Consider the following 21,171-nt stretch of genomic DNA (forward strand, 5'->3'; position numbering starts at 1 on the left):
CTTGTCTGTCGGGCTTGCTCGCGGCATCCGCGATCGCTGCGCCCACGCTGAGGTCCGAGTCTCGGGCCCGAGGTCTTGCGATGAATGGAAGTTCGGTGGCAGAGCACGACGACATGCGGCACGACGACGCGCGCGGATACGACTTCACCCGCATTCAGGAGAAGTGGCTCGCCATCTGGGACGAGCTCAAGCCCTTCTCGACGCTCGGTGTCGACGACGAGCGCCCCCGCAAGTACGTGCTCGACATGTTCCCGTACCCGTCGGGCGACCTGCACATGGGCCACGCCGAGGTGTACGCGCTCGGCGATGTGCTCGCGCGCTACTGGCGTCAGCGCGGATACAACGTGCTGCACCCGATCGGCTGGGACTCGTTCGGCCTGCCCGCCGAGAACGCGGCGATCAAGCGCGGCGCGAACCCGCGCGACTGGACTTACGCGAACATCGAGCAGCAGAAGGCTTCGATGCGCAAGTACGCGGCATCCTTCGACTGGGACCGCGTGCTCCACACGAGCGACCCGGCCTACTACAAGTGGAACCAGTGGATCTTCCTCCGCATGTTCGAGAAGGGCCTCGCGTACCGCAAGGACAGCTGGGTCAACTGGGACCCGGTCGACCAGACAGTGCTGGCGAACGAGCAGGTGCTGGCCGATGGCACGAGCGAGCGCAGCGGCGCCGTGGTCGTCAAGAAGAAGCTGACCCAGTGGTACTTCAAGATCACTGACTACGCGGACCGCCTGCTCGACGACCTCGACCAGCTCGAGGGCAAGTGGCCTCACAAGGTGCTGCAGATGCAGCGCAACTGGATCGGTCGCTCGATGGGCGCCGACGTCGACTTCGAGATCGAGGGGCGTGACGAGAAGGTGCCGGTGTTCACCACCCGCCCTGACACGCTTTACGGCGCCACCTTCATGGTGGTGGCTCCCGACAGCGACCTCGCCGCCGAATTGGTCGAAGGTGCTGCTCCCGAGGTGCAGCAGGCCTTCGCCGACTACCTCACCCAGGTGCAGAAGTCGAGCGAGATCGAACGGCAGGATGCCGCCAGGCCCAAGACCGGCGTCTTCCTCGGCCGGTATGCCGTCAACCCTCTCAACGGTGAGCGCTTGCCGGTGTGGGCGGCGGACTACGTGCTCGCCGACTACGGTCACGGAGCGATCATGGCCGTGCCTGCGCACGACCAGCGCGACCTCGAGTTCGCGCGCGCGTTCGACCTTCCCGTGCGACTCGTCGTCGATCCGACCGCGAATGCTGAGGAACTGGCAGAAGTGCACCCGCAGTCGACGGGCGTGGCCCTGGTCGGTGACGGCCGCTTGGTCAACTCCGGCCCGCTCGACGGCTTGCCCAAGGAGCAGGCGATCGCCCGCGCGATCGAGATCCTCGAGGAGCGCGGCACCGGTCGTGCGGCCAAGAACTTCCGTCTGCGCGACTGGCTGATCTCGCGCCAGCGATACTGGGGCACGCCTATCCCGATCGTTCACGGCGAGAACGGCGAGCTCATCCCGGTGCCCGACGAGCAGCTGCCGGTGACGCTGCCTCCCACCGAGGGGCTCGATCTGCAGCCGAAGGGGAGCTCGCCGCTCGGCGGCGCGACCGACTGGGTGAACACCACGAACCCAGTGGATGGTTCGCCGGCGAAGCGCGACCCCGACACCATGGACACCTTCGTCGACAGCTCCTGGTACTTCCTCCGCTTCCTCAGCCCGAACGACCCCGACCAGCCCTTCGACCCGGCGGAAGTGGCGAAGTGGGCGCCCGTCGACCAGTACGTCGGCGGCGTGGAGCACGCCATCCTGCACCTGCTCTACGCCCGTTTCATCACCAAGGTGCTCTTCGACCTCGGCCTCGTGCCGTTCGAGGAGCCGTTCAAGGAACTGCTCAACCAGGGCATGGTGATCCTCGACGGCGCCAAGATGTCGAAGTCGAAGGGCAACATCGTCTTCTTCTCGGAAGAGGTCGACAAGCACGGTGTGGATGCTGTGCGAGTGACGATGGCCTTCGCGGGCCCGCCGGAGGATGACATCGACTGGGCAGAGGTCTCGCCCACGGGTTCCAGCAAGTTCCTCGCCCGGGCGTGGCGCGTCGCCAACGACGTGGCGAGCGAGCCCGGTACGGCTCCGGCGGGTGGTGACACGGGCCTGCGCCGAGCGACGCACCACCTCCTGGCGGACTTCCCCGGTCTCATCGAGTCGTTCAAGTTCAACGTCGCGGTCGCCCGCATCATGGAACTGGTGAACGCCACCCGCAAGACGATCGACTCCGGAGCGGGCGCCGCCGACCCGGCCGTTCGGGAGGCCGCTGAGGTCATCGCCATCTCGCTGAGCCTCTTCGCGCCGTACACCGCCGAAGAGATGTGGGAGATGCTGGGGCACGCGCCCTCTGTGGCGTTCGCAGGACTGCCGGATGCCGAGCCTTCCTTGCTCGTCGAGGAGACCGTCACTGCCGTCTTCCAAGTCGATGGCAAGGTACGAGGCAAGGCCGAGGTGTCGCCCGACATCGCACCCGGGGCGCTCGAGGCTCTGGCCCGCGAAGCGTCGGGCGTGGTGCGCGCGATCGGCGACCGCGAGATCGCGAACGTCATCGTGCGCGCGCCACGCGTCGTCAACATCGCCACCAAACGCTGAGCGGGGCACAGCAGGCGCTGATCTGACGCCGGAGGCCGCGAGAACGCGCTTAGCCTCGCGGCATGACGCAGCTCACCGATCCGCGCCGCGCCGCTGTGCGGAGGCTCGTGGGTGCCGCGATCGTCGTGGCGCTGGTCGCGCTCGGCGTCGCGGTGTTCACAGTGGCAGTGACACCGGGTGGCGGCACCAGCGTCTTGCCGGCTGCCGAAGCGGCAGCCCCTGCGACTCACGGCGCTCGCGACTCTGTTTCCGCTGGCGTTGGAGCGGCCTACGACGACGAGGCTCCTGTCGTCTACGTTCATGTGCTCGGTGCCGTGAACGCGCCTGGCCTGTACCGGTTGCAGCCTGGCGATCGCGCTGTCGACGCGATCGCCGCTGCTCACGGGTTCGCCGCCGATGCCGACCTCGGCGCTGTGAATCTCGCCCGCCCCGTGGTCGACGGCGAGCAACTCCGCGTGCTCACCGTGGCCGAGGCGCAAGCCCAGCCCGCCGCGCCGGCCGTCGGGTCGGCCTCGGGAGGCACCGGGGGAGCGGTGGTCAACGTCAATACCGCTACCGCGACGGAACTCGAAGCGCTGCCGAGAATCGGCCCTGCCCTTGCCGCACGCATCGTCGAGTGGCGCGAGCGGCATGGTCGGTTCCGCACGGTGGACGACCTCATCGCCGTCAGTGGCATCGGTGAGAAGCTGCTCGACGGGCTGCGCGATCTGGTGACGGTCTGATGCGCGTGTCTCCATGATGCGTCCGCGATTCGCATCGACTCCGCTCGTCATGCCGATCGTGGCCGCATCGGCGTGGCTGACGGCGGGAGTGCTGATCGCCCTCCCTCAAGCCGCCGCTTGGTGTGCAGTCGGGTTCGGGTCCGCACTGTCGGTGCTGCTGGTGGCCAGAACGGTGCGCGCCAGAGGCGCTCGAACGGCAGAGCAACGCGCGGATCGGGGCACTCGCCGGGCACTGATCATGAGCGCCTTCTGGCGCTCCTTCGTGCTGCTGCTTGCTGCTGGCGCGGCGATGGCGACTGCGACAACCGTGCATCACGAAGCGCGCGCACTGCCGTCCGGGGTGCAGCTCCCCGTGCAGGTGAGCGGCGCACTCGAAGTCACCACCGCTCGACCCGATCGCGTCGACGGGCTGCTCAGGCCCGTCGACGCGCCGATGGCCGCGCTGCCCGTGCGAGTCTTCGCAAAGCCCCCCGCCGGAACAGCGCCCGGCGCGGTGCTCGCGGTGTCGTCGGCTTCCGCCCGCGAAGCCGAACCCGGTGACCGAGCGGTGATGCTGCTCCGCGCTCGCTCGCTCGAACTGCTGTTGCCTCCGCCTCCACTACTCGGCGCTGCCGAGCAACTCCGCGCAGGCTTCCGCGACCTCGCGCAGGAGCTGCCCGGCGACGGCGGAGGGTTGTTGCCGGGGCTCGCCATCGGCGATACCACGGCCGTGAGCGAACACCTCGATCGAGCGATGAAGGACAGCTCACTGAGCCACCTCACCGCCGTCTCTGGTGCGAACTGCGCCATCGTCACCGGACTGCTGGTCGCACTCGGCACGGCACTCGGGTGGTCGCGAGCGTGGCGTGTCATCGCAGCGCTGGTAGCGCTGCTCGGTTTCGTCGTGCTGGTCACACCAGAGCCGAGCGTGCTGCGGGCAGCGGTCATGGCGACGATCGTGCTCGTGTCGCTGACCACCGGTCGACCCCAGCGAGGCGTACCGGTGCTTGCCTTCTCGGTCACCGCGCTGCTGCTGCATGACCCCTGGCTCAGTCGCGACTACGCCTTTGCGCTCTCTGTCGCCGCCACCGCGGGCCTGCTGCTGCTGTCAGTGCCGATCGGCCGGGTCTTCTCACGGTGGATGCCGGAGCGCCTTGCGGCGATCATCGCTGTTCCAACGGCGGCTCAACTCGCCTGCCAGCCGATCCTGATTCTGCTCGAGCCGTCGATTCCGCTCTACGGCGTGCCTGCGAACCTTCTCGCAGGACCGGCCGCACCGATTGCGACCGTGCTCGGCTCGCTCGCCTGCGTGCTGGTGCCTACGCTTCCCTGGTTGGCCGGAGCGCTCGCGTGGATCGCCTGGCTGCCCTCAGCCTGGATAGCCGCTGTAGCACACGTGTCTGCGGCGCTGCCGCTCGCGCGGTTGCCCTGGCCGGAGGGCTGGGGTGGCGCTGCGCTGCTCGCGCTGCTCACCGCGCTCGTGCTCTCTGTGGCGCTGTCTGCTCGGCGTCGGCGCGAACTCGCGGTCGCCGCGGTCGTGGTCCTCGCGGCGACGACGGGCGCCACGGCGGTCGCGGATACGATCCGCGCGATGGGGCGGCCCTCCGACTGGCGCATCGCGCTCTGCGATGTGAGGCAGGGTGACGCTGCAGTGGTGCGCGACGGCGATCAGGTGCTGCTCGTCGACACGGGCGCCTCACCAGCGTTGCTCTCGGACTGCCTCCAGCGACTCGGGGTGACACGCCTCGACGTGCTGGTGCTGACTCATTTCGACCACGACCATTCCGGTGGAGCCGAAGCGGTGCTCGCCCGCAGCGACCTCGTCATCGCCAGCGACCCCGAGGACGACGCCGACGCACGCCTGCTCGAAGCGTTCCGAGTCGCTGGCGCGACGGTCGAGCAGGTGCGGGCAGGCAGAAGTGGAACGTTGGAATCGCACGAGTGGCGCGTCCTGTGGCCGAGCCGGAACGGTCCCTCGAAGGGCAACGACGGCAGCGTCGTCCTCTCGATCACACCGCTGCCGGGCTGTACCAACGGATGCCTGAGCTCGTTGTGGCTTGGCGACCTCGGGCAGGACGCGCAGGTGATGCTCTCGGCATCCGCCCGACTCGGTCGCTTCGACGTGGTGAAGGTGAGTCACCATGGTTCGGCCGATCAGCACCCGCCGTTGTATCGAGCGATCGGTGCCAGGCTGGGGCTGATCGGGGTGGGAGCCGACAACCGATATGGGCACCCTGCTCCCGCGGTGCTCCAGTTGTTCGACGAAAGCGACAGCGCGATCGCGCGGACGGATACTGACGGAATGATTCTCGTCGCTCAGAGGGACGACGGCCTCCACATTTGGCGCGAACGGGGCGGCGGCCGAGAGCCTGAGTCGAGGGGCGAGGCTGAACCCCGCGGTGGCGGTGCCGCCGATTAGTCTTGAGGAGACCGACCCCCGACCAGTCGATCCCCAAGATCCTGCTGGCGCGCATCGAGTCTCTGCAGTCGAGAGGAGCCACATGGCGGCGAGAGGTTCTGCTCGATCGAGCTCCAGTTCGCGTTCGGGGGCCGGGTCCACCGCGCGAGGTGTCGCCCGTGGAGGCAAGGCGAAGGTTGCGATCGAGCAGCTGCCGTGGAACCGTGTTCGCCCCGCCCCGGTGGTGCTGATCACAGGTCCTGAGGAACTGCTCGCCGGCCGCGCTGCGCGCGCTATACGGTCGCAACTCGCCGAGCTCGACCCGGCGCTTGAGACGAGCGAGCTCGAAGCCGATAAGTACGCGCCGGGGGAGTTGCTGACGCTCGCGAGTCCTTCACTGTTCGCAGAGCCTCGTTTCATCCGCGTGAGCGGCGTCGAGAAGTGCACCGATGACTTCCTCGCCGAGATGCTGGAGTATCTGGATTCGCCGGCGGACGACACAGTTGTCGTGCTCCGTCACGCCGGCGGCCAGCGCGGCAAGAAGCTGCTCGACGCCATCCGCGCCGCGAGCGGCACCGCGATCGAGATCGTCTGCGCAGAGCTCAAGAAGGACAGCGATCGCTACGACTTCGCCATGGCAGAGTTCAAGTCGGCCCAGCGCTCGGTCACGCCCGGAGCCGTCCGCGGCATCGTGAGCGCGTTCACCGGAGAGCTCGCCGAACTCGCCGCCGCCTGCCAGCAGCTGATCGCCGACTCGGAGGGCGAGATCACCGAGCGCACGGTGGAGCGCTATTACTCGGGCCGGGTCGAGACGAACGCGTTCAAAGTGGCGGATGCCGCGATAGCCGGGCACCGGGGCGAGGCGCTCGGGCTGCTGCGCCATGCCCTCGCGACTGGCGCCGACCCGGTGCCCTTGGTCGCGGCGTTCGCGGCGAAGGTGCGCACCATGGCGAAGCTCTCCGGCGCCTACGGGCCGCCCGGGCAGCTCGCGTCGCGCTTCGGCCTCGCCCCATGGCAGGTCGATCGTGCCAGGCGCGACCTCCAGGGGTGGAGCGATGAAGGGCTCGCGCGAGTGATCCAACTGCTTGCCGAAACGGATGCCGCGGTCAAGGGGGCCGCCTACGACCCGGAGTTCGCCCTCGAGCGCCTCGTGACTGTGATCGCCGCCCGCGGCCGCTGAGCAGGCTACGCGCGGATCGCGCGGATGGCGGCTCACATGACGAAGGGTCCGCCTCCCTGTGGAGACGGACCCTTCGCGAGCCGCTAGGAGCGGCGCAGTTCAGTTCAGAGTGATGCGACCTGCTTGGCGATTGCCGACTTGCGGTTCGCGGCCTGGTTCTTGTGGATGACGCCCTTGCTGGCAGCCTTGTCGATCTTCTTTGAAGCGAGCTGCAGCGCGGCCACAGCCTTTTCCTTGTCGCCAGCGGCAACAGCCTCGCGCACCGAGCGGATGTGGGTCTTCACCTCGCTCTTGACCGCCTTGTTGCGGTCGTGGGCCTTCTTGTTGGTGAGGATGCGCTTGATCTGCGACTTGATGTTTGCCACGTGGTTAACCTTCTTGTTGCGTTGACAGTTCCGGGCAGCCGAGGAGGGTATGGACTCCCGATGATGATTCTCGGCCGCAATTCACGTTCCGTCGCGAGGCGTCGGGACAGTGCAAGCCAACAGGAAACTTTACCAGTTCGAGTGGGTCGGCTCAACGCGGCCTGTGATGCGGCGTGGCACAGCGCCTATGCGGGTGGAAGTCAAGCGGCTTGCGACCCATGAGCGGCAGTGAAGCCAGAGGCAACAGTGGAGGGCGCCGGCCAACCGACGCCCTCCACCGAACCGTTTCGAGCGCTGCTCAGTCGCGGCGCGCGTGGCGGCCGGTGTCGGCCTCCGGGTCCGTGACAGTGGTGCTGGTCGTGCTGGTCGTGCCGGTCGTGCTGGTCGCGCCCATGGTGCGTGCCGTGCCAGCCTCGGCGACTGTGGCGCGTTCCGCGGCCTCCTGCTCCACGAGCCACTCGTCGCGGCGCGCTCCTGGAATCCAGCCGGTGTCGACGACCCGACGCTGCCACAGCGACGCCGCGATCACGAGCACCGCGCCGATCACGACCGTCAGGATGACGCCCATGACCGGTCCGCCGAGCAGGCTCACTCCGATCAAGGTGCCGAACCAGCCGAAGTCGGCATCGCCGAAGGTCGTGTTCGCGAAACCGAGCTCGCCGAGGACGAGCAGCAGCAGGGCGGGAAGGATCGTGATGAGCACGCCGTTCACGAAACCGCCCACCATGGCGCCGATGCGGCCACCGGTTGCGTTGCCGAAGACTCCGGCGCCACCACCCGTGAAGAAGTGCGGCACCATTCCGGGCAGGATCAGCGCCAACCCGAACGCAGGGCCGAGCCAGATCGCAATGAGGGCGAGGCTGACGAGGCCGCCGAGGAACGAGGTGAGGAAGCCGATCAGCACTGCGTTCGCAGCGAAGGGGAACACGATCGGCACGTCGAGCGCGGGACGTGCACCGGGCACGACCTTCTCGGCGATGCCCTGGAACGCCGGCACCAGCTCGCCGAGCACCGTGCGCACGCCGAACAGGATCACCGCGACGCCGACGCCGAACAGCAGCGCGTTCATGATCGCCGCCATGATGAAGGCGCCACCGTCAGCGGCGTTGAGGATCGGGAGTGCCGTGTCAGCGGGCAGGGCGATGAGGCCCCAGATCGCGAACACCAGGTAGATCAGCACCATCGACAGCGCCGTGGCGACCATCGAATCGCGCAGGAACCCGAGGCCCTGCGGGAAGTTGATGCGCTCGGTCGAGTGGCTGCGACGGCCGACCGCCTGGCCCACAGCACCTGCCGCGATGTAGCCGGCCGAACCGAAGTGCCCCATCGCGATGGTGTCATCGCCCGTGATCTTCTTCATCCACGGGTGGGCGAACGCGGGCATGACGACCATGATCACCCCGAGCAACAGCGCGCCGATGATGACCACGAGCCATCCGAGGTCCTCGCCGAAGCCGACCGACAGCACCACGGCCAGGAGCAGCGACATGAAGACCATGTGGTGACCGGTCAGGAAGATGTACTTCAGCGGAGTGAAGCGCGCAAGTAGCAGCATCACGATGAAGCCGAGCACGAGCACGTAGGCGCTGGTGGCGCCGTACTGCTCTGCAGCCAGAGCGGTGATGACCTCGTTGGTCGGGATCACCCCCTGAGCGCCCGTCACCTCGAGGATGAGCTTGCCGAGGGGATCGAGCGACGACACCACGACGCCTGCACCGGCGCCCAGGATGAGGAAGCCCAGCGCGGCCTTGAGGCCACCGCCGACCACCTGCCCGGGTGTGCGCCGAAGCGCGATCAACCCGATCGCCGTGATGATGCCGATCAGGTATGCGGGCACGTTCAGTATCTGCTGCCCGATGAATGTCAGAACTACAACCAGCCACTCCATCGTGGGGCTCCTTGTCTAGTAGTCGGAATCGATTGGACGCGGTGTGCCGAAGCGGGTGCCCTCGGGGCGATCAGACCTCTGGAGCGAGCTTCTGCGAGATTTCGTCGACCGAGAGGAAGTTCTGGATCTCGATCACCTTTGCGGGAACATCGCCGAGCTGCTCGGCGAGATCGTGCGAGATGAGCACGATGTCGACGGTCCGCGCGGCACCGCGCGCCGACCCGATGTCAGACGCTTCGACGTCCGCTGACGCGCCGAGAGCCTTGAGAGCCTTCTCGGTGTTCATCTTCAGCAGGATCGACGTGCCGATGCCCATTCCGCACACCGTCAAGATCTTCATGGACAGCCTTTCCGTTCAGTTCCCGGCCGATTCGGCCAGCAGGGCTCGTACCTCACCGGGCGAGGTCGCCCCGAGCAGACGCTCGAAGCGGGTCTCATCGCTCAGGGCGAGCGCGAGCGTCGACATGACTTCCAGATGCGCGTCGTGATCGAGCGCCGCGAGACCGATGATGAGGCGGACCGGGTCGTTGGTCGCATGACCGAACTCGACCGGCTCAGTCAGTCCGACCCAGCTCAACCCGGCTCGCAGCACTGCTGGCGAGGGCCGTGAATGGGCGAGCGCGAGGCCGGGTGCGATGACGATGTACGGACCGTTCTGCTCGACGGCCTCGATCATCTCGTCGGTGTACTCGTCGGTGGTTGCGCCGCTCTCGACCAGGCCTTTTCCGGCCAGGCGTATCGCCTCACGCCAGTTCGTGGCGTGCTGCCCGGTCTCGATCGACTTCAGCGCATCGAGCAGATCCATATGCGAGCCCCCACTCCGGCCAGAGAGCCGTGAGTCACTTCGGCCATCTCAGGTTGTGCAGAGCCTATACCTCGACTCGCCCGATATCCCCGATTTCCTTGCGCCGAGCTGCGGCGCGGCGAGTACCGTGTGCGGCATGGACACCAGCTCACGAGCCACTCCGGGCGGCACCGGCCACGACGCATCGCGCGAACAACTGGAACGCAGGGCGGTCGCGGCGGCCATCGCGCTTCCGGCGATGCTCGTGCAGCAGAAGGGCCACGGGCATGGCGGAACACCGATGGCCCTCGCGCCGCTCGCCCACACGCTGTACTCGCGTGTCATGCGGCACAATCCGGCGAATCCGCTCTGGCCCGGGCGCGATCGGTTCGTGCTCAGTGCGGGCCATGCGGGATTGCTGCAGTACGTGCAGCTGTACCTCACCGGCTACGGTCTGACCCTCGACGACCTTCGCGCGGCGCGCTCGCTCGACTCGCTCACACCTGGCCACCCCGAGCACGGTCACACCGAGGGAATCGAGGCGAGCACGGGCCCACTGGGACAGGGCGTGGCGATGGGAGTCGGCATGGCGCTCGCGGCCCGTCGCGAGGCGGCCGAATTCGGCGCCGACACCGGATTGTTCGACACGACCGTCTGGGTCGTCGCGGGCGACGGATGCCTGCAGGAGGGCGTCTCCGCCGAGGCATCAAGCCTTGCCGGCACGCTCGGCCTCGACAACCTCGTCATGGTGTGGGACGACAATCGCGTGACCATCGACGCGCTCACCGAGGAAGCGTTCACCGAGGACGTGCGCGCTCGGTACCGGGCCTACGGCTGGCATGTCATCGACGTAGAGGACCATCGCGATGTCGATGCCCTGCAGGCCGCGCTCGAGACCGCGCGGGAGCACCGGGGCAGCCCCGTCTTCATCGCGCTGCGCACCGTGATCGGTGACCCCTCACCCGCATACTCCGGCCGCCCCGAGGCGCACTACGGCGGATTCGGGGAAGAAGAGGTGCAGGAGGTGCTGGAACTGCTCGGCTTCGCACGCGACGCCGAGCTCGAGGATCTCGTGCCCGACGAGGTCTTGGCGTTCACTCGCGAGGCGATCGCGCGTGGTGCCGAAGCCGAGGCGCAGTGGCAGCGCCGCTTCGACGAGTGGCGTCAATCCGATCCGGAGGAAGCGGGTCGCTGGCAGCGACTGCGCGACGGCGAGGTCGACCTCGCGCCGCTCGATGACATCGCGCTCCCAGGAGTCGGCGAGCCGCAGGCCACCCGCAAGGCGAGCGGCGCCGTGATCAAGGCCATGCAATCGAGCGGCACGCTCTGGGGCGGCTCCGCCGACCTGGCGTCGTCGACCAACGTCGCTGTGCCGGGGCAGGCTGTCTCGGCCGACCGTCCGGCAGGGGAGTTCATTCGCTTCGGCATCCGCGAGCACGCCATGGCCGGGGTACTGAACGGTATCGCGCTGCACGGATGCTGGCGGCCCTTCGGTTCGACCTATCTCGTATTCAGTGACTACATGCGGCCCGCAGTGCGGCTCGCCGCGCTCATGGAGCTTCCCGTGGTGTTCGTCTACACCCACGATTCGCTCGCCGTCGGCGAAGACGGCCCCACCCACCAACCCGTCGAGCAAGTGCCGTCGCTGCGATCGATGCCCGGGCTCGCCGTGGTGCGCCCGGCAGACGGTCCCGAGACCGTGGCCGCCTGGCGCCGCATCCTGACCGACCGTCGCATGCCGGCCGCGCTCGTGCTCTCTCGTCAGGACGTTCCTGTGCTGCCCGAGCGGCAAGGCCTCGACGCTGGAGTGAAGCAGGGCGGTTACGTCGCGTGGCAGCACGGCGACGGCGACGCGGTCGCCCTGATCGCTACGGGCAGTGAGGTGTCCCTCGCGGTCGACGCTGCCCGCACCCTGGCCGACCGGGGCATCGCCGTGCGCGTCGTGTCGATGCCGTGCGTCGAGTGGTTCGAGCAGGCGTCACCCGAGTGGCGCGAGCGGGTGCTTCCCGACGCGCTGAGGGCCAGGGTCACGATCGAGGCCTCCTCGCCGGAGGGGTGGTACCGCTTCGCGGGACTCGACGGAGAGGTGCTGGGCGTCGACCGGTTCGGTGAATCCGGCTCCGGCGCCGAACTCATGCGCAGACGCGGCTTCACTGCCGAGGCGATAATCGCCGCGGCGGAACGGGTGCTCGCGCGGCATGGGACAATCGACTGATGCGGATGCCGCGGCATCCGCCCGTCAGACATCCCCCGAGTCAGCCCCGATTGAGGACCGTTGAGCCCACGAGCAGTGACCGCCCTTGAGCCGGCGTCGACCGACCCCGAGTTCATCCGCAACTTCTGCATCATCGCCCATATCGACCACGGCAAGTCGACCCTGGCCGACCGGATGCTGCAGATGACCGGCGTGGTCGAAGAGCGCGCCATGCGCGCCCAGTACCTCGACCGCATGGACATCGAGCGCGAGCGCGGCATCACCATCAAGAGCCAGGCCGTGCGGATGCCGTGGGCGGTCGACGGGCAGGCATACGCGCTGAACATGATCGACACCCCCGGTCACGTCGACTTCAGCTACGAGGTGTCGCGGTCGCTGGCCGCCTGTGAGGGCGCGATTCTGCTGGTCGACGCGGCACAGGGGATCGAGGCGCAGACGCTCGCGAACCTCTACCTGGCGCTCGAGAACGATCTCGAGATCATTCCTGTGCTCAACAAGATCGATCTTCCCGCGGCAGACCCGGAGAAATACGCCAAGGAGCTCGCTGGGCTCATCGGAGGCAGCCCCGACGATGTGCTCCGGGTGAGTGGCAAGACGGGTGTGGGGGTCGAGGAACTGCTCGATCGCGTGGTGCAGCGCGTACCGAACCCGGTGGGAGACGCCGACGCGCCCGCGCGCGCCATGATCTTCGACTCCGTGTACGACTCGTACCGCGGCGTGGTCACTTATGTGCGAATGGTCGACGGTCAGTTGACTCCGCGCGAGCGCTTGCAGATGATGTCGACGCGTGCCACGCACGAACTCCTCGAGATCGGCGTCTCGTCGCCAGAGCCGATCCCGACGAAGGGGCTTGGCGTCGGCGAGGTGGGCTACCTGATCACCGGCGTGAAGGACGTGCGCCAGTCGAAGGTCGGCGACACCGTCACGAACGCTGTGAAGCCGGCATCCGAACCGCTGCCCGGTTACACCGACCCGAAGCCGATGGTCTTCTCCGGGTTGTACCCGATCGACGGCAGCGACTACCCCGACCTTCGTGAGGCGCTCGACAAGCTCAAGCTGTCCGACGCCGCCCTCAACTACGAGCCAGAGACCTCGGTCGCCCTCGGCTTCGGATTCCGCTGCGGGTTCCTCGGGCTCCTCCACCTCGAGATCGTCACCGAGCGGCTGCGCCGCGAGTTCGACCTCGACATCATCACCACCGCCCCGAGCGTGGTGTACGAGGTCACGACCGAAGATCGTAACACTGTGACCGTGACGAACCCGAGCGAGTTCCCGGCGGGCAAGATCCACAGCGTCACGGAGCCGATGGTGCGCGCCGCCATCCTCGCTCCCAAGGACTATGTCGGCGTGATCATGGAGCTGTGCCAGGGCCGTCGCGGCAGCCTGCTCGGCATGGACTACCTGGGCGAAGACCGCGTCGAGATCAAGTACTCGATCCCGCTCGGTGAGATCGTCTTCGACTTCTTCGACCAGTTGAAGAGCAAGACAGCGGGGTACGCGAGCCTCGATTATGAGCCGATGGGGGAGCAGGAGGCCGATCTGGTCAAGGTCGACATCCTGCTGCAGGGCGAACAGGTCGACGCCTTCAGCGCGATCGTGCACCGTGACAAGGCGTACAACTACGGCGTCATGATGACGGGGCGCCTCAGGGAGCTGATCCCTCGCCAGCAGTTCGAGGTGCCGATCCAGGCGGCCATCGGCGCGCGCGTGATCGCTCGCGAGAACATCCGCGCGATCCGCAAGGACGTTCTCGCCAAGTGCTACGGCGGTGACATCACCCGCAAGCGCAAACTGCTCGAGAAGCAGAAAGAGGGCAAGAAGCGCATGAAGATGGTGGGCCGCGTCGAGGTGCCGCAGGAAGCGTTCATCGCCGCACTCTCGGGTGATACCGAGAAAGCGAAGGATAAGAAGTAAGCGTGCCCCGCTCCACCTGGCAGGTCTCGAACGTCAGCTACGGCGCCATCGGCGCCTCGCAGGCGCCTGACCTCCTCGCCTACCCTCCGAAGGGCTTCCACGCTGCCGAGTTCCGCACTCGCATCGGGCACGGTGAGCAGCGCTTCAGGGCGGCCGTCGAGCAGGCGCTGACCTGGCAGATCCAGCAGCGCAGCGGCATCCGCGTGCGAGTGCTCGATGTGCCTCCGCGCGATGAGACCTCGTACGTGCCGGTGAGCTTCGACGCCGACGGGGCTCCCATCCCGCCGAGCGAACGCGCGATGCGCCATGAGGTCGAGTACTCGGCAGAGGGTGAGCCGCTGCTGGTGGCTGGCACCACCGCGACGCTGGTCGTGCCGGTGCTCGGCATCCCGTTCTCATTGCCGACCCGCGTGGTCTTCCTGATCGACGAGCCCAACCGCAAAGGGTTCGCAACCGGCACCATGCGGGGCCATCCGCTCTCCGGCGAAGAGAGTTTCGTCATCGAGCAGGGTGAAGACGGCGCGGTGTGGATTCACCTGCGAATGTTCTGGCGCCCCGGCAGTGCGCTCTGGCGGCCGTTCTACCCGCTGATCGCGCTGCTGCGAAAGCGGTACATCGCCCGGTACTTGAGGGCATTGCAGGCGGCGACGGATGCCGCGGTGCAGGCCGCGGAGCCGGAGCAGGGCGCCGAGGGCACACCGGCCCAGGCGCCTGTCGCAGAGGCCGTCGGCGAGCGGGAGGTGGCAGCAGCGTCGTCGCTCGACGCCGGTGCCGGTGTCGGTGCCGGTCTCGGGGAAGCGGAACTCGAGCAGGCGCCTTCTCCATACTCGGAGCTTCCGTTCGACTCGGCCGAGCCAGAGGTCGCGAGGGTCGAAGCGGAGCGGCGAGGCGATGTGGTGGAGCCCGAGCCGGTGCTCGTGGAGTCGCCGCCGGCCGAGCCTGAGATCGAGCCGCAATCGCTCGCTGCTTCCGGCGTGACGGATGACTTCACGGCGATCGTCTTCGACGCAGCGCCGATGGTCGACCGCGCAGACGACGAGCTGCACGACGCCGTGCCGTCGGCCATCGAAGCTCCGTTCGAGCCGGTGGTGGTGCGCGACATCGAACCGGTAGACGAGCCTGTGGGTTCGGTGGATGCCGAGCACGCGGAGGCGGAGGTCGTTCAGCCGGAGGTCGTGCTCACTGAGCCGGTGACCGAGCCTGCTGCGCCCGTGGCTGAGCCGGTGGCGCTCGCTGAGTCGACGAGCGAGCCGCTCGTCGAGCCTGAGCCTGCTGAGTCGGAGTTTGCGGAGCAGGAGCCGGAGTCGGTGTCGGTGTCGGAGTCGGTGCCGTATTCTGAGCGGCAGCCCGCGGAGGAGCCCGCAATAGAGCCCCAGCCTGAGCCAGGCCCAGAAGCCGCAGACGCAGCGGCCGCACTTGCAGCCACTCGCGAGGCCGCTGCAGCCGAACCTTTCAGCGCTGAGACCGCCAATACCGCCGAGACCACGGCAGAGGCCGAGCACCAGGTATCCGGCGACGCGCCCCGCACGGGCTCACCGCTCACCGGTGGAATCAGCCTGCTCGGCCGGCCGCTCGATCGGCCGCTTCTCGACGGACTGCCAACACTTGGGCTGCTCCGCAACGCCGGCCTTCGGAGCGGTGGAGGGGCCACCGCCGCTCCGGGCGATCAGCCGGTTCAGAGGACCGCCGAGACCGACGCCGCCGAATCCGACCAATCGGCGGATGCTGCCGCGAACGCTGGCGACGAGGGCTCCGACTCGGCATCCGGCCCGGCGTCCGACCCGAAAGACCAGTGACCATGCCGAGCGCTCTTCCGCTCGCCGATCCAGCACCGCGTGACGGCGCACTGCCCGCCTCTGTCGCCGCAGGAGCGGAGCAACGCGACTTCGGCGTCTACGTGCACGTGCCCTTCTGCCGGGTGCGCTGTGGCTATTGCGATTTCAACACGTACACCGCGGAGGAACTCCGGGGTGCACGGCGCGAAGACTACGCATCGCAAGCGGTCGGCGAGTTGGCCCTGGCCTCACGAGTGCTCCACGAGGCCCGAGTGCAGCGGCGCCCTGCATCCACCGTGTTCTTCGGCGGTGGAACCCCCACCATGCTCCCCGCCGCACAGCTGGCAGGCCTGCTCAAGGCCGTCGACGAGCGATTCGGCCTCGCACCCGGTGCCGAGGTCACGACCGAGGCCAATCCGGACTCGGTCGACGAGCGCTATCTGCACGAGTTGCGCGACGCAGGCTTCACGCGCGTCTCGTTCGGCATGCAGTCGGCGGTGCCGCACGTGCTCGCGACACTCGACAGAACGCACGATCCCGCCCGCATCCCAGAGGTCGTCGCGGCCGCTCGCGCCGCCGGGCTGCAAGTGAGCCTCGATCTCATCTACGGCACCCCCGGCGAGTCGATCGATGACTGGAAGCGTTCGCTCGACGCCGCGATCGAGCAGGCGCCCGACCACATCTCCGCCTACGCGCTCATCGTGGAAGACGGCACCCGACTCGCACGGCAGATCAGAAGGGGCGAGGTCGCGTCGCCCTCGGACGACCTGCAAGCGGAGATGTACGAGCTCGCCGACACCGCCCTCGCTGCTGCGGGGTACGCGTGGTATGAGCTGAGCAACTGGTCACGCGACGAGAGCTCACGGTCACGGCACAACCTCTCGTACTGGCGTGGCCAGGACTGGTGGGGTATCGGTCCAGGGGCTCACAGCCACGTCGGCGGTGTCCGCTGGTGGAACGCCAAGCACCCTGCGGCATACGCGCAGCGACTGGCGGCGGGCGAATCGCCGGCTGTGGGCCGCGAGACACTCGATGACGAGACGCGGCGCGTCGAGGAGGTACTGCTGCGGTCGCGGCTTCGTGAAGGAGTGCCGAGCGCGATGCTCACGGCAGCCGCGCGCACGAGCGTCGCCTCGCTCATCGCCGATGAACTCATCGACGCCCGCGCGGCCTTTCAGGGGTCGATCGTGCTGACGCTTCGCGGCAGGCTGCTTGCGGATGCGGTGGTGCGGGCGCTGCTCTCAGACTGAAGCAGCGCCCGGACTGAACCCCACCGTGCTGACGCTCACTGCTTGATGAACTCGATGGTGAGGGGGTACTTGTACCACTCGCCCTTGTTGGCGGCGACCGCTGCGATGACCATCAGCACCAGCGCCGCAATGCCGAAGGGGATGAAGAGCAGCCCGCCGATCCCGAGCGTGATGAGCGTCAGCACGAAGAGACCGGCCGCGTAGATCGCGAGCGAGATCTGGAAGTTGAGCGCCTGACGCGTGTGCTCCCGCACGAACGGCCCGCGGTCGCGGAGCACGAGGTAGCCGATGAGGGCCGGTACGAAGCCGAAGAAGATGCCACCCAGGTGAACCAGCGTGGCCCAGAGCTTCTCGTCGGCGGGCGAGAGTGGCTGAGGCTGCTGGAATTCGTTGGTCATGGCTCCATTAAATGGGGGATGCCGGGCAATTCTCTACCCGGCATCCCGCGCGTCGTGCGTTCTACGCAGCGATCAGCGTCGACTGCTGCTTTCGCTCACGACGCTCACTTGATGAAGCGGATGTTCACCGGGTAGCGGTACGCCTTGCCGTCCTTCGCCGAGACGAACCCGAGGATCGAGAAGACGACGCCCGCGATCCACACGAGCCAGGTGAGCAGCCCGAAGAAGGCGCCGAGCCCGAACGTGACCACAGTGATGATGGCAGTGAGAACCCAGATCGCGACGTAGGCGATCACGAGCGTGATCTGGAAGTTCAGAGCCTCCTTGCTCTCCTGCCTGGTGAACGCGCCTCGATCCTTGAAGACCAGGTAGATGATGAGCGCGGGCAGGAAGCTCAGGATGCCGCCGAGGTGAGCGAACGATGCCCATTGGCGGTCCTCTGACTCTGTCAGCGGAGCGGCCGGCTGCGGAGCGGCCGGGTATGCGTTCGGATCAGTCATGGTGAGCCTTTCAGTAACGATCGCTTCGCCGCGGTGCGGGCACCCCGGTTCGACCGGCACGGACATCGGGCCGATGGCGACAAATTATCGCTTGGGTCCGTCGTGGCACAACGAACACGCCGCCTGGCGCCGCCCGCGTTCGGGGCGCAGCAGGGCGGGCTCGGGGGTCAACCGGCGACACGGCGACGACCCGATCCCAGCCACAGGTCGAATCGGGCGGAGCGCGTTAGAATTGGCAGTCGTGCTGCTGGAGTGCCAGCCGTGTCGCAAGCGGCAGCGCGACGGCAATCGCAGCACCAAGCGGAAGGCGGTGAACCATGGTCTCGGAACGCGGGCTCGAAGTGCTTCGGGTGATCGTGCAGGACTATGTCGCATCGCGCGAACCCGTCGGATCGAAGTCCATCGTCGAGCGGCACAACTTCGGCGTCTCGGCGGCGACGATCCGCAACGACATGGCGATGCTCGAAGATGAAGAGCTCATCGCCGCTCCCCACACCTCATCGGGGCGCGTGCCCACCGATAAGGGCTACAGGCTCTTCGTCGATCAACTCGCCGATCTCAAGCCGCTCTCCGCAGCGCAACGCGCCGCGATCGAGACGTTCCTCGGGGCGTCGAATGACCTCGATGACGTGCTGGGCCGTGCGGTCAGATTGCTCAGTCAGCTCACCAATCAGATCGCCCTCCTGCAGTACCCGAGCTTCGGCGGCCGCCGGGTTCAGCACGTCGAACTGGTGCCGATGGGCACCACGAGGCTGCTCGCGGTGCTCATCACCGATAGCGGACGAGTCGATCAGCGCGTGATCGAGCACGGCGACGGTGTCGATGAGGTTCTGCTGGGGGAGCTGCGCGCGAAGTTCAACGCCGCTCTCGCCGGTCAGTCGTTCGCAGACGCCCAGGCCGAGCTGGCATCCATCGGCGGGCGCTTCACGCCTGAGCGCGCGGCCCTCGTCAGCGCCGTCGCGTCGGCGATCGGTGAGCAACTCACTGCCGGCCGGCAGGATCGGCTCGTCATGTCGGGCGCGGCGAACCTGTTGCGCACCGAGCACGACTTCGCGGGTAACCTCTACCCGGTGCTCGACGCGATCGAGGAGCAGGTCACCTTGCTGAAGCTCTTCCACGAGATGGAACTCGACCCCAACGCGGTCGCTGTCAGCATCGGACGCGAGAACGCCGAATTCGGCCTTTCGGATGCCTCGGTGCTCAGCAGCGGGTATCAGGCCTCGGGGGCGTCGAGTGCGCGGCTCGGGGTACTCGGTCCGACTCGCATGGACTATTCGAACAACATGGCAGCTGTGCGGGCGGTCGCCCGCTACCTCTCGCGGCTGCTCGGTGAGGAAACCAGGTAGTGGCAGATCATTACGACGTGCTCGGCGTCGACCGGAACGCATCCGCGGACGACATCAAGCGGGCCTATCGGCGACTGGCACGTGAATTGCACCCCGACGTGAATCCGAGCGCCGACGCGGCCGAGCGGTTCAAGCTGGTGACGCACGCGTATGACGTGCTCAGCGACCCGCAGCAGCGCCAGCAGTACGACGCCGGCCCGCAACAGGGGTTCGGCGGTTTCGGCGGCTTCGGCGACATCTTCGAAACGTTCTTCGGGGGAGCAGCAGCGGGCGCTCGCGGTCCGCGATCCCGCCGCGAGCGCGGACAAGACGCGCTGCTCCGCGTCGAAGTCGACCTCGACGAGGTCGTGTTCGGCACGAAGCGCGATCTCGAGGTCGACACGGCCGTCCTCTGCGATACCTGCGCCGGCAGCTGCTGCGCACCGGGCACCTCGCCGGTCACCTGCGACATCTGCCACGGCACGGGTAGCATCCAGCGCACCGTGCGAAGCCTCCTCGGCAACGTCGTCACGTCGAACCCGTGCGGCAGCTGCCGCGGCTACGGCACGATCATCACCGACCCGTGCCCCACGTGCGCCGGACAGGGCCGGGTGCGCGCCCGTCGCACCATTCCCGTCGACATCCCAGCCGGCGTCGACACCGGACTTCGCATCCAGCTGCCGGGCCAGGGCGAGGTCGGTCAAGCGGGAGGCCCCGCCGGCGACCTGTACCTCGAGATCAAGGTGCGTCACCACGACGTCTTCAGCCGCAACGGCGATGATCTGCTCGCGACGCTGCAAGTGCACATGGCTGATGCCATCCTGGGCAAGCACGTCACCCTCAATAGCCTCGACGGGCCGGTGGACGTCGAGCTGAAGCCCGGCACTCAGAGCGGCGAGGTGATCACAGTGAAAGACCGTGGCATCACCCGACTCCGAGGCGCTGGCCGCGGCGACCTCCGCATCGGCGTGCACGTCGTCACCCCCACGAAGCTCAGCCGCAAGGAAGAAGAGCTCATCAAGCAGTTCGCAGCCAAGCGCAAGGACGACCCGCCCCAGTTGGCCCACTTCCAGCAGGGGCTCTTCGCCAAGCTGCGCGACCGCTTCCTCAACCTCTGAGCCGTGGCGCACCTCTACCTCTCGGAGTCGCTCGACACCGCTGCCGTCGGCGATCACGTTGCGATAACCGGTGCCGAGGCTCGTCATGCGGTCACAGTCGGTCGGGTGCGCGTCGGTGAGCGTTTGCAGATCGGCAACGGTCGTGGTCTCATCGCGCATGGTGCGGTGATGCAGGCGGATGCCGCTTCGCTGCTGCTCGAGGTCGACGAGGTCGTCGTGGAGCCCGCCCCGGCTCCGAAGCTGCTGCTCGTGCAGGCGCTCGCCAAGGGCGACCGTGACGAACTGGCTGTGCAGGCGGCGACCGAACTCGGCGTCGACGCGGTCATCCCATGGCAGGCGGCCCGGTCGATCAGCCGCTGGGCGGGGCCAAAGGCAGAGAAGGGCGTCACGCGCTGGCGAACGATCGCGCGTGAGGCGAGCAAGCAGTCGCTTCGCGCGTGGGTTCCTGAGATCCACCCGGTGCACGACACCCGCGCCGTGAGTCGGCGCACCGAGCGCCTGGTGGTGCTCGAGCCCACGGCATCCGCATCGATCGACGACGTCCAGCCCGACGGTCGCGATCTCGCGCTCGTGGTGGGCCCTGAAGGCGGAATCAGCCCTGATGAGCTCCGCACGCTGGCCGAGGCCGGCGCCGAGTTCGCACGGCTCGGACGGCATGTGCTTCGCACTTCGACCGCAGGACCGGCGGCGATCGCAGCGCTGAGCGGACGCCTGGGGCGATGGTGACCTCGGTGATCTCGGC

17 protein-coding genes are annotated in these 21,171 nt (G+C 67.7%); 11 read left to right on the top strand and 6 right to left on the bottom strand.

All coding sequences use genetic code 11. The features are described 5' to 3' along the window. Positions 1 to 113: 113 nt before the first annotated feature. The 4 genes from leuS (at position 114) to holA (ending at position 6,897) form a co-directional block, all read left to right on the top strand. Positions 114 to 2,618, top strand: a complete 2,505-nt coding sequence (leuS, locus tag QF206_RS02895) for a leucine--tRNA ligase (protein WP_281488113.1) — start codon at positions 114 to 116, stop codon at positions 2,616 to 2,618. Positions 2,619 to 2,680: 62 nt separating this feature from the next. Further along, positions 2,681 to 3,340 (top strand): ComEA family DNA-binding protein, encoded by a 660-nt coding sequence (locus QF206_RS02900; protein ID WP_281487691.1) that lies wholly within the window; start codon positions 2,681 to 2,683, stop codon positions 3,338 to 3,340. A 49-nt stretch (positions 3,341 to 3,389) separates the two neighbouring features. Beyond that, complete coding sequence (locus QF206_RS02905; RefSeq protein ID WP_281487692.1) at positions 3,390 to 5,738, top strand: ComEC/Rec2 family competence protein; 2,349 nt, start codon at positions 3,390 to 3,392, stop codon at positions 5,736 to 5,738. A gap of 82 nt (positions 5,739 to 5,820) precedes the next feature. Then, positions 5,821 to 6,897, top strand: a complete 1,077-nt coding sequence (gene holA, locus QF206_RS02910) for a DNA polymerase III subunit delta (RefSeq protein WP_281487693.1) — start codon at positions 5,821 to 5,823, stop codon at positions 6,895 to 6,897. Positions 6,898 to 7,001: 104 nt separating this feature from the next. Here holA and rpsT read toward each other — a convergent pair whose 3' ends face one another. From rpsT to QF206_RS02930, 4 genes are all read right to left on the bottom strand, one after another. Further along, positions 7,002 to 7,262 carry a 30S ribosomal protein S20 gene (gene rpsT, locus QF206_RS02915; RefSeq protein ID WP_281487694.1) on the bottom strand — a complete coding sequence of 87 codons (261 nt, stop codon included), beginning with the start codon at positions 7,260 to 7,262 and terminating at the stop codon, positions 7,002 to 7,004. 298 nt (positions 7,263 to 7,560) lie between these two features. Beyond that, on the bottom strand, positions 7,561 to 9,150 hold the full coding sequence (locus QF206_RS02920; RefSeq protein ID WP_281487695.1) for a PTS ascorbate transporter subunit IIC: 1,590 nt from the start codon (positions 9,148 to 9,150) through the stop codon (positions 7,561 to 7,563). A gap of 70 nt (positions 9,151 to 9,220) precedes the next feature. Next, positions 9,221 to 9,490 carry a PTS sugar transporter subunit IIB gene (locus tag QF206_RS02925; protein ID WP_281487696.1) on the bottom strand — a complete coding sequence of 90 codons (270 nt, stop codon included), beginning with the start codon at positions 9,488 to 9,490 and terminating at the stop codon, positions 9,221 to 9,223. Between the two features lie 15 nt (positions 9,491 to 9,505). Then, positions 9,506 to 9,955 carry a PTS sugar transporter subunit IIA gene (locus tag QF206_RS02930; RefSeq protein ID WP_281487697.1) on the bottom strand — a complete coding sequence of 150 codons (450 nt, stop codon included), beginning with the start codon at positions 9,953 to 9,955 and terminating at the stop codon, positions 9,506 to 9,508. Between the two features lie 136 nt (positions 9,956 to 10,091). On the opposite strand from QF206_RS02930, the gene tkt reads away from it, so the two are divergent. Genes tkt through hemW form a run of 4 tightly spaced genes read left to right on the top strand, consistent with a single transcriptional unit; the run spans position 10,092 to position 17,088 of the window. Next, positions 10,092 to 12,149 carry a transketolase gene (tkt, locus tag QF206_RS02935; RefSeq protein ID WP_281487698.1) on the top strand — a complete coding sequence of 686 codons (2,058 nt, stop codon included), beginning with the start codon at positions 10,092 to 10,094 and terminating at the stop codon, positions 12,147 to 12,149. Between the two features lie 60 nt (positions 12,150 to 12,209). After that, a complete protein-coding gene (gene lepA / locus QF206_RS02940) occupies positions 12,210 to 14,063 on the top strand; it encodes a translation elongation factor 4 (protein ID WP_281487699.1) in 1,854 nt (617 codons plus the stop codon). A gap of 2 nt (positions 14,064 to 14,065) precedes the next feature. Continuing rightward, entirely contained in the window at positions 14,066 to 15,859 is a 1,794-nt protein-coding gene (locus tag QF206_RS02945; RefSeq protein WP_281487700.1) for a DUF1990 family protein, read from the top strand. A gap of 2 nt (positions 15,860 to 15,861) precedes the next feature. Continuing rightward, positions 15,862 to 17,088: a radical SAM family heme chaperone HemW gene (hemW, locus tag QF206_RS02950; protein WP_281487701.1), complete on the top strand. Its 1,227-nt coding sequence runs from the start codon at positions 15,862 to 15,864 to the stop codon at positions 17,086 to 17,088. 35 nt (positions 17,089 to 17,123) lie between these two features. On the opposite strand, the gene QF206_RS02955 is transcribed toward hemW, so the two are convergent. Together QF206_RS02955 and QF206_RS02960 are read right to left on the bottom strand one after the other, a co-directional pair. Then, entirely contained in the window at positions 17,124 to 17,486 is a 363-nt protein-coding gene (locus QF206_RS02955; RefSeq protein ID WP_281487702.1) for a DUF4870 domain-containing protein, read from the bottom strand. 104 nt (positions 17,487 to 17,590) lie between these two features. Next, positions 17,591 to 17,986, bottom strand: coding sequence for a DUF4870 domain-containing protein (locus QF206_RS02960; protein ID WP_281487703.1), 396 nt, complete (start codon positions 17,984 to 17,986; stop codon positions 17,591 to 17,593). A gap of 317 nt (positions 17,987 to 18,303) precedes the next feature. On the opposite strand from QF206_RS02960, the gene hrcA reads away from it, so the two are divergent. The 3 genes from hrcA to QF206_RS02975 are packed head-to-tail and all read left to right on the top strand — an operon-like array spanning position 18,304 to position 21,155. Then, positions 18,304 to 19,332 (top strand): heat-inducible transcriptional repressor HrcA, encoded by a 1,029-nt coding sequence (gene hrcA / locus QF206_RS02965; protein ID WP_281487704.1) that lies wholly within the window; start codon positions 18,304 to 18,306, stop codon positions 19,330 to 19,332. After that, the gene (gene dnaJ, locus QF206_RS02970) at positions 19,332 to 20,429 is read left to right on the top strand and encodes a molecular chaperone DnaJ (protein WP_281487705.1); all 1,098 of its coding nucleotides are present in this window, start codon (positions 19,332 to 19,334) and stop codon (positions 20,427 to 20,429) included. The genes hrcA and dnaJ overlap by 1 nt, the downstream gene beginning before the upstream one ends. A 3-nt stretch (positions 20,430 to 20,432) precedes the next feature. Next, entirely contained in the window at positions 20,433 to 21,155 is a 723-nt protein-coding gene (locus tag QF206_RS02975) for a 16S rRNA (uracil(1498)-N(3))-methyltransferase (RefSeq protein WP_281487706.1), read from the top strand. Positions 21,156 to 21,171: the final 16 nt, after the last annotated feature.

It is taken from the genome of Ruicaihuangia caeni, assembly GCF_029952955.1.
Lineage (GTDB): Bacteria > Actinomycetota > Actinomycetes > Actinomycetales > Microbacteriaceae > Ruicaihuangia > Ruicaihuangia caeni.

Coding starts and splice junctions, on each gene's coding strand:
- QF206_RS02905 (WP_281487692.1), top strand. CDS start 3,390: ATGCCGATCGTGGCCGCATCGGCGTGGCTGACGGCGGGAGTGCTGATC.
- QF206_RS02925 (WP_281487696.1), bottom strand. CDS start 9,490: ATGAAGATCTTGACGGTGTGCGGAATGGGCATCGGCACGTCGATCCTG.
- hemW (WP_281487701.1), top strand. CDS start 15,862: ATGCCGAGCGCTCTTCCGCTCGCCGATCCAGCACCGCGTGACGGCGCA.
- tkt (WP_281487698.1), top strand. CDS start 10,092: ATGGACACCAGCTCACGAGCCACTCCGGGCGGCACCGGCCACGACGCA.
- QF206_RS02930 (WP_281487697.1), bottom strand. CDS start 9,955: ATGGATCTGCTCGATGCGCTGAAGTCGATCGAGACCGGGCAGCACGCC.
- QF206_RS02960 (WP_281487703.1), bottom strand. CDS start 17,986: ATGACTGATCCGAACGCATACCCGGCCGCTCCGCAGCCGGCCGCTCCG.
- leuS (WP_281488113.1), top strand. CDS start 114: ATGCGGCACGACGACGCGCGCGGATACGACTTCACCCGCATTCAGGAG.
- QF206_RS02900 (WP_281487691.1), top strand. CDS start 2,681: ATGACGCAGCTCACCGATCCGCGCCGCGCCGCTGTGCGGAGGCTCGTG.
- hrcA (WP_281487704.1), top strand. CDS start 18,304: ATGGTCTCGGAACGCGGGCTCGAAGTGCTTCGGGTGATCGTGCAGGAC.
- QF206_RS02920 (WP_281487695.1), bottom strand. CDS start 9,150: ATGGAGTGGCTGGTTGTAGTTCTGACATTCATCGGGCAGCAGATACTG.
- holA (WP_281487693.1), top strand. CDS start 5,821: ATGGCGGCGAGAGGTTCTGCTCGATCGAGCTCCAGTTCGCGTTCGGGG.
- QF206_RS02955 (WP_281487702.1), bottom strand. CDS start 17,486: ATGACCAACGAATTCCAGCAGCCTCAGCCACTCTCGCCCGCCGACGAG.